Here is a 14,142-nt window from a genome sequence, read left to right as displayed (position 1 = left end):
CCATAATTTAGCTTTCCCATCTCATATTGATTGGAAATCATATTCAGAAAAGTTGCTCAAACCCTTGTCATGATAGGCTTATACCTGGAATTAGAACATCCTCTCCCTGAACTACGGCGGTTCCGTTAGTCACCATTCGGCAAAGGTGGGCTGTGGAACGGGTTGACTCCTCCGGTAGAAAGGGCGAGCGAGATCCCGCAGGAACGTAGTGACGAGGAAGCTCGATCGGTCTTCCGGGGAACGCCCCCCGTTCCCCAGCCCGCCGATCTGCACAAAAGCAACGGACCTCCACCACACTTTATCTCGAAATCAAGTCTTCCAGATAAGGGGGCTTTAATTGAATAGGGACATAAATATTGGTTAAAATAATAATTCCATACAATAAAAAAGCACTGGATATAAATTATCCAGTGCTAAAAATGAATTTATCGTTTTGTGCGGTAATCTTTTACTAAGTTTAGAATTGGTCGGTAATCCTGGCTCACTAAACCAGTAACCTCCACCACTAATTCTACCAGTAAAAGTAAAATGAATAATACAAACACGGAGCCAAACATCGTGGCTTGTGAAAAGATTACAGCTGCTAAACTAAACAATGCAGCCATTGCATAAATCATTAGAACCGTTTCCGGATGACTATATCCTAAACGCAATAAACAATGGTGTAAGTGTGACTTATCCGGAGACGATAAAGGCTTTTGTTGGACAAAACGTCTAACGATCGCAAATATCGTGTCGGAAATCGGCACTCCCAAAATAATGATTGGAATAATGAACGAGAAGAAAGTAACGTTCTTAAATCCTAATAAGGATAGAACACCAATCATAAATCCTAAAAAGAGTGCTCCTGTATCACCCATAAAGATTTTTGCTGGGTAAAAGTTAAACAATAGGAACCCTAACGTACTTCCTAATGTAATAAATCCAACAATAACAACGAATGAGTTACCCATTGTAATCGCCATTCCGGCAATCGTTAATAATGCAATTGCTGATACACCGGCAGCTAAACCATCCAGTCCATCAATTAAGTTAATGGCATTGGTTATAGCAATAATCCAGACAATCGTAATCGGGATACTTAAATAGCCAAATTCTAACTTATCATCCATAAAAGGTAAGTTAATGAACTCAACTTGCACGCCACCTACCACAACGACTGTTGCAGCAGCTAATTGACCAGCAATTTTCAGTTTTGGTGATAATTCACGCATATCATCTAAAATTCCCGTAATAATAATGATTGTACTTCCAATGACCACCGGCCATGTATATCCACTATCCGGGAAGAAAAGAAGAATGCCTATGATGAAGCTTAAAAATATAGCTAAGCCACCTAAACGGGGCATAAGTTTCTTGTGAACTTTTCGATGATTGGGTTGATCGGTAGCTCCAATTTTCACAGCCAGCTTCTTAACTAATGGTGTGATGAGGATTGAAGCAATAAAGCAAAATATTAAGGCCTTGAATTCCATGAAGACCCTCCTCGGTTCTTAGTATGTCCACTCTTGAATGTATTGAAGCAGTTATTACTTTCCATTTTCCGTTGAATACCTTTTTAAAACAAGGTAACACTATGGTTAAAAGCTAAATTTCAGACAAGGTTTTTAGCTCCCAAGAGATTATACCATAATGTTGTCTCGTCTAGAACATGCGATTTGTATTAATATTTAACCTAATTTTTGAGCAGTTAAACAAAGATCCCATAGACCTTTGGACCCTTTTTTAGCTTAAATATTAGAAAAACACGGTTATCGCCAAAATGGTGAAACCGATGTCTTTTCTTATACTTTGAACCTTTACAATAAGTTAAACTTTCTTAAAGTGCAAAAAAGTCCATCGGTGAGTTAGACGAAGAAATATGGAATGAAGTTGCATGTTTAAATAAAATTTTTATATTTTTCGTTTATGTATGTTTCGTTTATGTCCGTTGCGGGTATGTAAATTACAAAAGCGCAAGCGCCCGTTTAGCAACGTATATGCTGGACTGAGCCGCAGTAAGATAAAGGAAACACGAAGAGCAAAGCGATTCGATGTTGACTTATCTTTCGGAGGTGATGGAAGCATACTAGTTGCTGGGCGCTGGAGCTGGATGTAATAAAAAAGGCACCCATCATAGGATGCCTGGAAAATTCATAAGTTATTTCACTGGTTCTTCAAAGTAATCAACGATGCCATCCGTAATTGCTTTGGAGAACAGGTCGCGGTAGTAATTGGACTGAAGCTTGGCACGATCTCCATCATTTGTAACGAAACCAAGTTCCACCAAGACACTTGGTAACGTATTATGATGAATCACATAGAAACGTTCACTTTTAACGCCGCGATCGTACATACCAACATCATCTACTAAGTGATTTTGGATCTTCGTTGCTAAAACTCTGCTTTCCTCAACATTACTTAGCTTTTCTGCAGAATAGAACACTTCTGCTCCTTTAGCACCTTTGTAAGCTGCATTCGCATGAATACTAATGAATAGGTCTGCATTTACATCTTTTGCATATTTAACTCGCCCATCTAATGTGAGAAAACGATCATTGTCACGAGTTAATATCGGGGTGGCTCCTAGTTTCTTCAACCGCTCTGCAACTCGCTGAGCAACATCTAAATTAATTTCTTTTTCAATTGCTCCTCCGTATTGAGCTCCTGGGTCATGATCACCATGCCCTGCGTCTACTACAATTCGTTGACCTTCTACAGCTGTGCCACCTTCTTTTCGTAATTTCATGTACGTTTTGTGGACATAAGCTGTCTTACCATTGTACTCAATTTCTGCCCAATAATCTTCAAAATCGTAAATTTTGACACTGTCTCCACGGCTTAATGCTCCTACCTTGTCACTGCTTGCTGTTGGTTTTTCTCTTACATTCAAAATGTCAGCTGTAACAGTTCCAGTAGACAATACCGTTTTTTCTTCAGGCTCTTCGGTTGTATCTTCTTCACCTGGTTCTGAACCTGAACCGCCTCCCGGTACTTCTGCATTAGGGTCGATTTGGAACATTTGCTTGTACCCTTTTTCCATCTTCTTACCCAACTGTGATGTAACCTCTTGTGTTACATACAATGCATAATACCCGCCAGGCTTATAGCCATCATCTGGTGGTTGTACTGTGATTCTTTTACCGTCATTACTTAATGTAAGCTCTGGGTTTAACTTCCCGCTTACACTTTTAAGGTAAATATTTTGATTGTTTACTGCGTCTGGAGATATTGGTGTATTGAAAGTGATAGTCCATTCTTTGTCGATAGCTACATTTGACTTGTCCGGAAACTCGACCCAATTTGTTTCAGCATGGGCCATCATGGGGGCAAAAACCAAAACCAAAAAACTAAGAAGCGATCCTACGAATAATCTAGCTGTCATTCATGCTCCTCCAATACATAGGTTGTCTCATTTCTCATATGCATAAGGATAGCACGATATGACGGAAAAATTCTATAGCTTTTGATAAAATTGGGAAAAAAGGAATGCTTATCCGACATTATTCTATCTTTTTTGGGGAACATGCATTCTTTTATTACAATTCTATTACAATATCACTCGAATATTATCATAATATTACAGAGAAAAATGTCACAAGTCAGAAAAATCCCACAGCCTAAATCTACCAATTGCTAGGTGTAGTGGTGAATTGACTAGTATTTCGTGATATACTAATAAACGGTAATCATATAATTGAGGAGCGTATAATATGCTTGAAACCGTAAAGCAAAAATATGGGGATCGTAAAGTTGAAAAGCAGCTTAAACCCTATAAAAAAGCAGTAGAATACATCAATGAACTAGAACCTGGCTTTGAAAAGCTTACAAATGAAGAATTACAAAATAAAACGGAAGAATTTAAACATAGATTAGCAGAAGGTCAATCTATTGAATCAATTCGTGAAGAAGCCTTTGCAGTTGTTCGTGAAGCTTCAAAACGTATCTTGGGTATGCGTCATTTCGATGTCCAGTTAATAGGTGGACTTGCGTTATTTGACGGAAATATATCTGAAATGGCCACAGGTGAAGGTAAAACGCTTGTAGCTTCCCTTCCAAGTTACTTACGTGCTCTTGAAGGTAAAGGTGTTCACGTAATTACAGTTAATGAATACTTAGCTCGTCGTGACTTTGAACATATTGGACCTATTCATGAATTCTTAGGTTTAACTGTAGGATTAAATGTCCCGCAGATTTCCCCTGCAGAAAAGAAGAAAGCCTATGAAGCTGATATCACATATGGTCTTGGTACAGAGTTTGGTTTTGACTATTTAAGAGATAATATGGCACAGCAGCCAAACCAACGTGTCCAGCGCCCATACCATTATGCCATTATAGATGAAATTGATAGTGTATTAATCGATGAGGCAAAAACCCCTTTAATTATAGCTGGAAAACAAATGGCGAGTGCACAGCTGCATCGCGTTTGTTCGAAATTAGCTAAATCATTTAAAGCTGAAGAAGATTATACTTATGATCAAACAACTCGATCTACTAATTTAAATGAACCTGGTATTACAAAAGTAGAGCGTGCTTTTGGAATTGATAATTTATTCGATTTAGAACACCAAACCCTATACCATTATATGATCCAAGCAGTACGCGCACGTGTAATGTTCGAGCGTGATGTGGATTATATTGTCGACCAGGGTGAAGTGAAGTTGATTGATATGTTTACTGGTCGTATGATGGAAGGTCGTACACTATCTGATGGTCTTCACCAGGCAATTGAAGCTAAAGAAGGCTTAGAAATAACAGAAGAAAATAAAACACAAGCAAATATCACCATTCAGAACTACTTTAGACAGTACCCGATCCTATCTGGAATGACAGGGACAGCTAAAACTGAAGAAAAAGAATTTCAACACACATACAATATGGAAGTTATTCAAATTCCAACAAACAAACCTGTTATCCGAGAAGACCTAACTGACCGTATTTATCTAACAAAAGATCAAAAATACAGGTCTATGGTAGAAGAAGTTAAGGAACGCCACTCTAAAGGGCAACCAATCTTAATTGGTACCACTTCCATTCTTCAATCAGAAACGATTGCCAACTACTTAGATGAAGCTGGTATTCCTTATGAGCTGTTAAATGCGAAAAGTATTGAACAGGAAGTACGCTTGATTTCTCTTGCCGGTCAAAAAGGACAAATTACAATTGCTACAAATATGGCAGGTCGCGGAACTGACATTATGCTTGGTGAAGGTGTAGCTGAACTTGGCGGGCTTCATGTTCTTGGTACTGAGCGACATGAATCACGTCGTATCGACAATCAGTTAAAAGGACGTTCCGGTCGTCAAGGTGACCCAGGTTCTACACAATTTGTCATCTCTATGGAAGATGAAATGCTCCATCGTTTCGCTGAAGAAGAAACAGAACGAAAAATGAAGAATATCAAAACAGATGAGGATGGTCTTGTTACGAATAAAGACATCCATAAGTTCATCGATACAGTGCAGAGAATTTCTGAAGGTAGTAACTTTAACATCCGTGAATTTAACCTGAAATTAGATGATGTTATTAACGATCAACGTGAGGTCATCTATAACTTGCGTAATCAATTCCTAGAAACTAACCAGGCTCTTGAGCTTGTTATTCCTTATCTTTCCGATTACATTCATAATCTAATCGAAAGAGAATGCCCTGAAACAATTGTTCCTGAAAAATGGAACCTTGAACGGTTAGAAACTGAAATTAATAGAGCAGCACCGATAGTTGAGACAAAGCTTGCTGAGAAGAAGTTTGAAGATATTACAGAAGTACAAGATTATGTACAGAAAGTTATTGATGGGTACACGGAGCAAGTTGAGAAACTTGGTAAAAATGTAATGCTGCAATCCCGATTAAAGCAAGTTGCCATTACTACCATTGATCGTCAGTACATTCGTCACCTCGAAATGATGAATAGGCTACGAGAAGGTATTGGCATGCGACAATATCAACAAGAAGATCCGCTACGCCTCTATCAAAATGAAGGACTAGATGTGTTTGAACATACCATGCATGAAATGAAAAGAGAGATGGTATTACAACTAGCTCGCTTCGTACAAGCCATTCGGAATAAAAAGAAGTAGGAGGATCTAGCATATGTTTAACCCTTTTAAGCGAAAAAAACAAGAACAAAAACAAGAAATTCGCACAAATGATTCTACAGTAAGTGCAGATGAATTATTAGATGAAGTACAAGAAGAATCTTCAAATGAAGAGGTTGAAACAGAATTATCCCTTCATCCTTCATGGAAACTTGATGAAGAACAAATGTATGTTTATCGATTTATGAATAATGAACATCCTCCTTTAAAACCTAACCAGATTTCTCTAGGAGGATTTGAACTTAATAAACTTGAAAACCAAGCAGCTGTTGGAGCTTTTGTTCGAAACTCACTAAGCAAAAAGATCAATTTCAACAACACGACCGTTTTACTTATTGATGAAAACGGCACTAAGCTAGGACGTAAAGAGTTTGATCTTTCCAAGCTTGGTGAGCTTCCTGCTCGCTCTAGTCGTCCATTTATCTTTATATTTGGAGAGAATGATCTATTTGTTCCACTTGAAGACATTCCGGCTGAAGGGTGGAAGCTAGCCTTTGAATTAAAGAAGCCCGCTCAAAAGCACTCACTTGACCTGGCTGATAGCTGGCAGAAATCAATGGCAAATGAGGAAATAGAATCCTTACAGAAATTCACTGAATCATTAGAACCACCGAAATCTGGTGAAGTGAACTTCTTAGGGTTAAAAGCCGTTCAAAATGATAACGGAGATCTTCATGTAACTATGTTAATTCGAAATGGTAGCGAGAAAAGCATTAATCTCCAACAATTACCTTTACATGTTGAAGATGCTTCAGGTGAAGTCATTGCAAAAGGTGGATTCCAGTTAGAAGATTTTGAGGTGAAAGCAAACACAAGTAAACCTTGGACCTTCATCTTCCCTCGCGCTATGATTGATAAAGAAGAAATTGATCTTAGCAATTGGAAGGCTTATCCAAAACAGTAATATTAAAAAAGTGCCATTCCGTTAGGAATGGCACTTTTTATGTCTAGTAAAATGTTTATGTGAATTATTTGGAGTTTTTACTCATTTCTTTTGCTTCTTGCTGAGCTTCGATGTTACTTTTAATCAATTCATAGACATTCACATCGCGATCTCCAGCTGCAAGTTCAGTATGTTCTAATTGATGAAGAAAGAAGCTTGTCGAAAAGGAGATAAAAGCACTTTTACTAATACCAAGTTCTTCTGTCTTTTGCTCTATTTTATTAAATAAGTCCTCTTCTACAGAAACACTTACCTTTTTCTTTTTCATGACACCAACCTCCCTATAATATCTTAAGGCTCAAAAACGTTGCTTGTAAAGGGTCTTCTCCAATTTAAATCGGAAAAGTTTATTCTATTCCTTCATTAATTTACTAATTTTATAACTTATCATATCAAAACTTTCATTAAAAAGGCTATTCCTCTATGTTGTGAAATCATCACCATATGAATCTTTTCTTAACAATTTTTTGAAAACAATCCTTAAATCGTACTCTATTGTCATGATATACTGATAGAAATGCTACTTCAAAGGGAGTTTTATTACATGATCGGAAAGAAATTGATATCCACCCTATTTATACCAGCGACATTAATCGTTACTTTGTCTACTCCAACCATTCAGGCTGCTAATGAGGACACTGTAAAGTCATACATAGAGGATTACTACGTAGATGAAGTCGATCCTTCCTTATTAGAACAGGATTTAGACACCATATTTGACCAACTTGACCCATACTCTACCTATTTCACTAAAGATGAATATCAAACCTTCAAGGACAGCATCAATCAAAAATTCGTAGGAATTGGAGTAGGTATTGAAAAGGTTGAAGAAGGAATTCTACTTAACCGTGTGTTTGAAGATAGTCCCGCTAAACAGGCTGGTCTTCACTCAGGCGATATTATTCTATCGGCAGACGGTACCTCCTTAAAAGAAAAGTCAATCGAAGAAGCTGTAACCTATATTAAAGGTGAAGAAGGTACTTCTGTTGACTTAACGGTTTTACAAGATGCGGAATTAAATGATGTTACTGTTCAAAGAAAACAAATCCAACTTCCTTCCGTAGAAGGTGAGCGTTTAGGAGGGAATATTGGATATGTTCAATTATATACCTTCAGTCAAAAAACAGCATCTGAATTGAACGATGTAGCATCAGACTTAGAGGGAGTTGAGCAATGGATTATCGATGTACGAAACAACCCTGGTGGTTATTTGACTGCCTCTCAACAAGTTCTTGGCTTCTTCCCAAGCGTGTCAAATGCTATAATTGCTGAATATCGAAACAGTGAACTCACCTTTAATTCGATTCAGCAGGATTATGCGTTTGATAAACCCGTTTCACTATTAGTTAACGAGAATAGTGCAAGTGCCTCCGAAATCGTTGCAGGTGCCTTGCAAGATAACGATGCTGCTACTCTATATGGTACAACAACATTCGGTAAAGGATTGCTACAAGAATTGTTAACTCTACCAGATGGCGGGGCTGTTAAATTATCTACAGCACGCTTTTTCACACCTGATCATAATAAAATTCAAGATGTTGGGATCAAACCTGATATCAACTCAGAACAACCTTTGGCAGATGCTCATAGAGTTGCATTAGTAGAGTCTAATGATTATAAAACGTTTGAAGAAGATCGAGTCTCTCCTTCCAAAACTTTCGAAATTCAATTAAGCAGTCCTGTCAAAGCTCAATCAGTGAAGTCGTCTGTTGAATTAATTGAGCTTGGCGGTAAAAAAGTCGAATTCAGCCTTACTTCAGAAGATGAAGACACTTTGTTATTAGATCCTAAAGATGACTTATCTTCTGATAAAGATTATATGATCATGATTCATCCTGGATGGGAAAACAATGACGGCAAAACATCAAATCAAGGCGTCATGCAACCCGTTGACGTTGAATAATAACTACTTCCCTTTCTGCAATAGCAGAGAGGGATTTTTTTATACCAAACTTCATTTATGTTTCTCCCTTATTTTGCCGATATAAGAGAGAGATGTGCATAATTTAGATATTTTAATGAGGTGAACTTTCGTGAAGCAACTACATAACTATCGTCTACTTTTTATCACGAGTTTTATTGCCTTTCTTTTAGTCTGCTCTCCAAGCATTCAAGCTGAGGAGTTATTTTCAGATGAGGGACTTAAGAAAGCTGTTTTGGATCAATTACATATAGATCAGGAAGACCTTACTCAACAACAATTAAATGATATAACAAAACTTGATGCATCAAATTATAAGATATCGGACCTTGATGGGATTGAACAAATGAAAAACTTGCAAGAGTTAGACTTGTCTCATAATACGATTTCAGACCTTTCTTCTCTTGCCCAATTAGAAGGTCTTCAATCGTTGTATCTACATAATAACAACATCAATCAAGTGTTTCCTCTTAGGTATTTATCAAACCTAAACACGTTATCCTTATCAGCAAACCAAATAAGCGATATCTCTTCTCTTTCAAATTTAAGTAAACTCACTACTCTACGCTTAAATAGTAATGAAATTGAGGACCTTGAACCTTTAAACGAGCTTAAAAACCTAGAAAACTTATATATTAATGATAATTTGATTTCTTCTTTAGAACATATTAAATCCTTATCATCATTAAAAAGCTTGTGGATCGATCACAATATGATTACGTCTATTGAACCTTTACGCTCATTAGACGAGTTAACAAGTCTGCATTTACAAGCAAATGTAATCAAAGATATATCAGCACTAGAAGACTTAGATGAATTACAATCTTTATGGCTACAACAAAATGACATTGAAGATCTCTCACCTCTTTTTGAATTAAGGAATTTGTTAGAACTTTATTTACAAGAGAACCGCATTGAATTAAATCCAGGAAGTCGTACGATGAACTTTTTAGAAAACCTTGAGGACAACAATGCTGATGTTCGCTATTCACCGCAAAAAGACAATCAAAAAAGTTCAGTCATCAAATTTGAAGACGTTAATTTTGAAGAAGCTATCAGGGATAAATTAAACAAATCTGATGCACCGATCTATAAAAATGATGTAGAGCAAATTCGAACGTTAGACTTACAGCACTATGGTATTCGAAATATTGAACCAATCAAGTACTTTACCAATATTGAAAAACTGTTCCTATCTCATAACGATATATCAAATATCAACCCGTTACAGGATCTAACACAATTGGAAGAACTGTATTTAAACAATAATAGAATTGATTACTTATGGGGGCTGAAAGATTTAACAAACCTAAAAGTTCTGGGGTTATCCAATAATGAGATTACGAGCTTAGCATTCTTGCAAGACTTAACAAAGCTTACCCACTTAAACTTAAGTAATAATGGGATATTAGATATCTACACATTAGCAAGATTAAAGGATTTACAGGAACTTCAGTTAAGCAACAACCAAATAAAAGATATTTCACCATTAGAAGACCTAAATACTTTAGAGGACCTTTGGCTAGATGATAACCGCATTGAATCATTAGAGCCAATTGATGGTCATTCACGCTTAAACTCCCTTCATGTAAATCGTAATGGTTTGGGATCTCTAGAAGACATAAAAAATCTTTACCATTTAAAAGACTTATATGTTCAAGGAAATGAAATTGAAGACCTTAGTTTTATTCGATATTTTGATGAATTAAGCAACTTAGATATCTCTCATAACAGCATCACTGACCTCTCCCCTATTGAAGGATTAAATAGGCTAGATCGTCTATATGCTACTCATAATCAAATAGCTTCGATTGATTCATTAATGAAAATGGATCACTTAACAGACCCTTATAATTCAGTAAGTGATCGAATTATTGACCTAAGATATAATGCTTTGATCACAAGAGAATCCAACACAAAACAAACAGTGGATTCGCTGCGTGAAGCCGGAAATCAGGTTCTTATTTCACCCCAAGCTGAACAGCAAATATTTGATTTTGGTCACAAAAGAAATGTAGCAAAAGATAAAACCTGGACGATTCGATTTAATGCTGAACCGAAACACTATTCAGGAAAAGTACAAGTGATGAATGATGAAGGAGAGAATATTCCAGTTCGAGTAACTAGTGTTGGAGATAACCTTAAAGTAAAAGCACCTGCAGGAGGCTACGAAAACGGAGAAACCTATCAACTATATATTCAGCGTGATATATCGTTTTATCATAAAGAATCCAATCTAAAGCGTCCAGTTAAAATGACGTTTTCAGTGGTCCCTAATCAACAAGATGATGCAGAATTAACTATTGAAAATGTTGGTGGGGTTGTCCTCGATTATGTTGATCGTTCCTCTGAAATCATAATCGAGAAAGACCGACTAAATCTATCCAGCACTCAAAGCATCTTTATCCGACTTGGTGACGAAAAGATACGGTTTTACGATGATGGTAATGGTTATTACCGAGCTACAGATGTTCCTAAAGGTTACACGGAACAGGATATTAATAAGGCTAAGATTTATTACGAATAGAGGTGATTGAGGATGAATAAAAGATTTTCTCTGTTAGTACTAATCGGATTACTCATGGTTAGTGCGATACAGTTCGTAAGTGTTCAAGCTGCAGATAACAACCAGCAAACCATATCAATAAATAATGGACACACGCTTGCCCTAACAGATGATTCAGATGGTGATCCACGGATATTAGCTTGGGGTTGGAATGAATTCACTCAGCTTGGTAACGAGAAAAACTCATATGAATTAAGACCAATCGAGATTACAGATTTTGAACATGACGAAGAAGATATTGTCTCTTTAGCTGCTGGTAAACAACATTCTTTAGCAATTACCAAATCTGGTAGAGTCCTAGCTTGGGGTGCTAACAACATGGGGCAAATTGGTAATAATGAACATGAACTTTCTTATTCAACTCCACAAGAGGTTAAAGAATATCAGCAAAGTAGTTCAGACTCCCAATACACTGAACAAACCTTAAAAAATGTCATTGCTATTCAAGCCGGGGATCAGCATTCAGTTGCCTTAAAAGCTGATGGTACAGTTTGGAGTTGGGGATCCAACGAGTTTGATCAGTTAGGGCAGCATCAGTACATTCCAACAGGAACCAAACGAGTTGCAGAACAAGTGCTAGGACTTGAAAATATAGTAGAGATCAACAGCTATAGAAGTCATAATCTTGCTCTTGATGAAGATGGAACCGTATGGACCTGGGGAGAAAACTGGGGCGGCCAAATGTCTTCTGGTTTAGAAAGCACAAAGAACCCCTCTGAAGTTGAAGGCCTCCCTCCTATTAAATCTATAGCAACGGGAAGTTTTCATTCCTTAGCTTTAGACGAAAATGGGAATGTGTGGTCATGGGGCGTGAATGATTTTAACCAGCGTAACCAAGATGATCGAGATTATGCAAAGCCTTACCTTGTTCCTGGATTGTCTAATATAGAAACGATTGCTGCAGGAGATGCTCATAATCTAGCAATCGATAGCAGTGGACAAGTTTGGGCATGGGGAAATAATAGTTTTGGTGAAGTTGGTATATCTCAACGAACAGAAATCGTATCTAATCCAGAACCACTTTATGAACTAGAAAATGTTGCAGAAGTTGCAGCAGGCGATCAATATTCCATTGCTAAGACAGAAGATGGAACCATTTATACTTGGGGACGAAACCAAAATGGTCAATTAGGTAGTGGTACAAATACCAATCGCCACAAACCAACTTCTGTAAACATTGCGTTTGTTACAGGAGTAAAGTTAAATCAACACACAGTGGAATTAAAACCAGATGAAAGCACACAATTAAAAGCTACCGTCTTCCCTTCTGATGCCATTTCTAAAGATGTGGTGTGGTCATCAAGTAACGAGGATGTCGTAACCGTTAATGAAAATGGCGAAATCACAGCAGTAGCTGATTCGAGTACAGAGAATGAAGCAACCATCACTGTAACGACTAAAAGTGGTGGATATACGGATCATGCTGAAGTATCAATTAAGGTTCCTGTTACAGGAATAGATATAACTAAAAATGTTCTAACACTTGAGAGAGTACTAACTGACGATGGTTTGGAAGACGATTCTTTCAAGCTTAATGCTCAGGTTTATCCGTTCAATGCGACAGATAAACGAATCATATGGGAATCTAAAGATGAAGGTATCGTGAGTGTCGATCCACGTGGCGTTGTTACCGCTGAATCTGAAGGAAAAACAACAATAAAAGCTACCTCTATCGATGGTGGATGGACGGATGAAATAACAGTCTATGTCACAATACCCGTTGATGAAATTCATATTCGTGGTGATGATGATGGACTTGATATGATTGAAGGACAAGAATATCAACTAGACTATTACATTTATCCAATGAATGCTACGAATCAACACGTGTATAAATGGTCTAGTAGTAATGAAAATGTGGTAGAAGTCAATCAATTAGGTGAAATCACAGCTAAAAACAATGGCCGAGCGACAATAAGCGTTACAACCCAGGATAAACGCAAACGTGGAGAGATCAGAGTCCGTGTAGAAGCTGGGGAATATAAAAAGTTATCAGGCTTTCAAATTCCTTCTTCCATGTCACTAAAAGCAAGAGATACTAAACAAATCGAAACAGAATTCTTCCCTAGTGATGCGTCCAATAAAAAAGTGTATTGGAGATCCAAAGATGAAGATATTGCAACCGTTGACTCTAAAGGGAATGTAAAAGCATTATCTTCTGGTACTGTAACGATTGTAGGAAGAACAGCAGATAGAAGCTATAAGCAAGAGATTGAAGTTCAAGTTGGGCCAAATGGAGATGGCTGGTTACTAGAAAAAGAACGAAATAATGTATCTAGAACAAAAACTTGGGATATCCAATTTAATACAGCACTTGATCCAAAATCAGTTAATGAAAATACGGTATATATAGAAGATATCTATTCAAAAGAAGTTGAACTAGATATCTCATTGTATAATGATGGTAAAACCGTTTCAATCAAACCAATTGAGAAACTTCGAGGAGATACAATATTTTATCTATATATCACAGATGCCATTAAATCGAAAAGTGGAACTCCATTAAAGAATGGAACGAAGATGGTATTTGAAACATATTAAATCTACTGGGCTGACGGTTTATTAATCGTCAGCCCTTTTTATGTATTAAAAAGGATGAGCTCTCTTTGAAAAGAGAACTCATCCTTAATGTTTT

8 protein-coding genes are annotated in these 14,142 nt (G+C 37.1%); 5 read left to right on the top strand and 3 right to left on the bottom strand.

The window, feature by feature from the left end:
- Positions 1–425 precede the first annotated feature (425 nt).
- Positions 426–1,475, bottom strand: coding sequence for a glycosyltransferase family 4 protein (locus H514_RS0102205; protein WP_027445467.1), 1,050 nt, complete (start codon positions 1,473–1,475; stop codon positions 426–428).
- Between the two features lie 665 nt (positions 1,476–2,140).
- Positions 2,141–3,364 (bottom strand): N-acetylmuramoyl-L-alanine amidase, encoded by a 1,224-nt coding sequence (locus H514_RS23850; RefSeq protein WP_051254991.1) that lies wholly within the window; start codon positions 3,362–3,364, stop codon positions 2,141–2,143.
- A gap of 328 nt (positions 3,365–3,692) precedes the next feature.
- Here H514_RS23850 and secA2 point away from each other — a divergent pair, with 328 nt between their 5' ends.
- Both secA2 and H514_RS0102190 read left to right on the top strand, forming a co-directional pair.
- Positions 3,693–6,059: an accessory Sec system translocase SecA2 gene (gene secA2, locus H514_RS0102195; RefSeq protein ID WP_027445466.1), complete on the top strand. Its 2,367-nt coding sequence runs from the start codon at positions 3,693–3,695 to the stop codon at positions 6,057–6,059.
- Positions 6,060–6,072: 13 nt separating this feature from the next.
- Positions 6,073–6,981, top strand: coding sequence for an accessory Sec system S-layer assembly protein (locus tag H514_RS0102190; protein ID WP_027445465.1), 909 nt, complete (start codon positions 6,073–6,075; stop codon positions 6,979–6,981).
- A gap of 64 nt (positions 6,982–7,045) precedes the next feature.
- On the opposite strand, the gene H514_RS0102185 is transcribed toward H514_RS0102190, so the two are convergent.
- Entirely contained in the window at positions 7,046–7,288 is a 243-nt protein-coding gene (locus H514_RS0102185; protein WP_027445464.1) for a hypothetical protein, read from the bottom strand.
- Between the two features lie 276 nt (positions 7,289–7,564).
- Between H514_RS0102185 and H514_RS0102180 the strand changes: the two genes are divergently transcribed.
- The 3 genes from H514_RS0102180 (at position 7,565) to H514_RS23845 (ending at position 14,048) form a co-directional block, all read left to right on the top strand.
- On the top strand, positions 7,565–8,923 hold the full coding sequence (locus tag H514_RS0102180) for a S41 family peptidase (protein WP_027445463.1): 1,359 nt from the start codon (positions 7,565–7,567) through the stop codon (positions 8,921–8,923).
- A gap of 130 nt (positions 8,924–9,053) precedes the next feature.
- Positions 9,054–11,468: a leucine-rich repeat domain-containing protein gene (locus tag H514_RS0102175; RefSeq protein ID WP_027445462.1), complete on the top strand. Its 2,415-nt coding sequence runs from the start codon at positions 9,054–9,056 to the stop codon at positions 11,466–11,468.
- A 12-nt stretch (positions 11,469–11,480) separates the two neighbouring features.
- Positions 11,481–14,048: an RCC1 domain-containing protein gene (locus tag H514_RS23845; protein ID WP_051254990.1), complete on the top strand. Its 2,568-nt coding sequence runs from the start codon at positions 11,481–11,483 to the stop codon at positions 14,046–14,048.
- Positions 14,049–14,142: the final 94 nt, after the last annotated feature.

Origin of the sequence: Pontibacillus marinus BH030004 = DSM 16465, assembly GCF_000425225.1 — a bacterium.
In the GTDB taxonomy this organism is placed as follows: domain Bacteria; phylum Bacillota; class Bacilli; order Bacillales; family BH030062; genus Pontibacillus; species Pontibacillus marinus.
This window is presented reverse-complemented; position numbering and strand designations above follow the sequence as displayed.

Excerpts from the sequence above, each read along its gene's own strand:
- H514_RS0102205 (WP_027445467.1), bottom strand. The coding sequence starts at position 1,475 with ATGGAATTCAAGGCCTTAATATTTTGCTTTATTGCTTCAATCCTCATC.
- H514_RS23850 (WP_051254991.1), bottom strand. The coding sequence starts at position 3,364 with ATGACAGCTAGATTATTCGTAGGATCGCTTCTTAGTTTTTTGGTTTTG.
- secA2 (WP_027445466.1), top strand. The coding sequence starts at position 3,693 with ATGCTTGAAACCGTAAAGCAAAAATATGGGGATCGTAAAGTTGAAAAG.
- H514_RS0102190 (WP_027445465.1), top strand. The coding sequence starts at position 6,073 with ATGTTTAACCCTTTTAAGCGAAAAAAACAAGAACAAAAACAAGAAATT.
- H514_RS0102185 (WP_027445464.1), bottom strand. The coding sequence starts at position 7,288 with ATGAAAAAGAAAAAGGTAAGTGTTTCTGTAGAAGAGGACTTATTTAAT.
- H514_RS0102180 (WP_027445463.1), top strand. The coding sequence starts at position 7,565 with ATGATCGGAAAGAAATTGATATCCACCCTATTTATACCAGCGACATTA.
- H514_RS23845 (WP_051254990.1), top strand. The coding sequence starts at position 11,481 with ATGAATAAAAGATTTTCTCTGTTAGTACTAATCGGATTACTCATGGTT.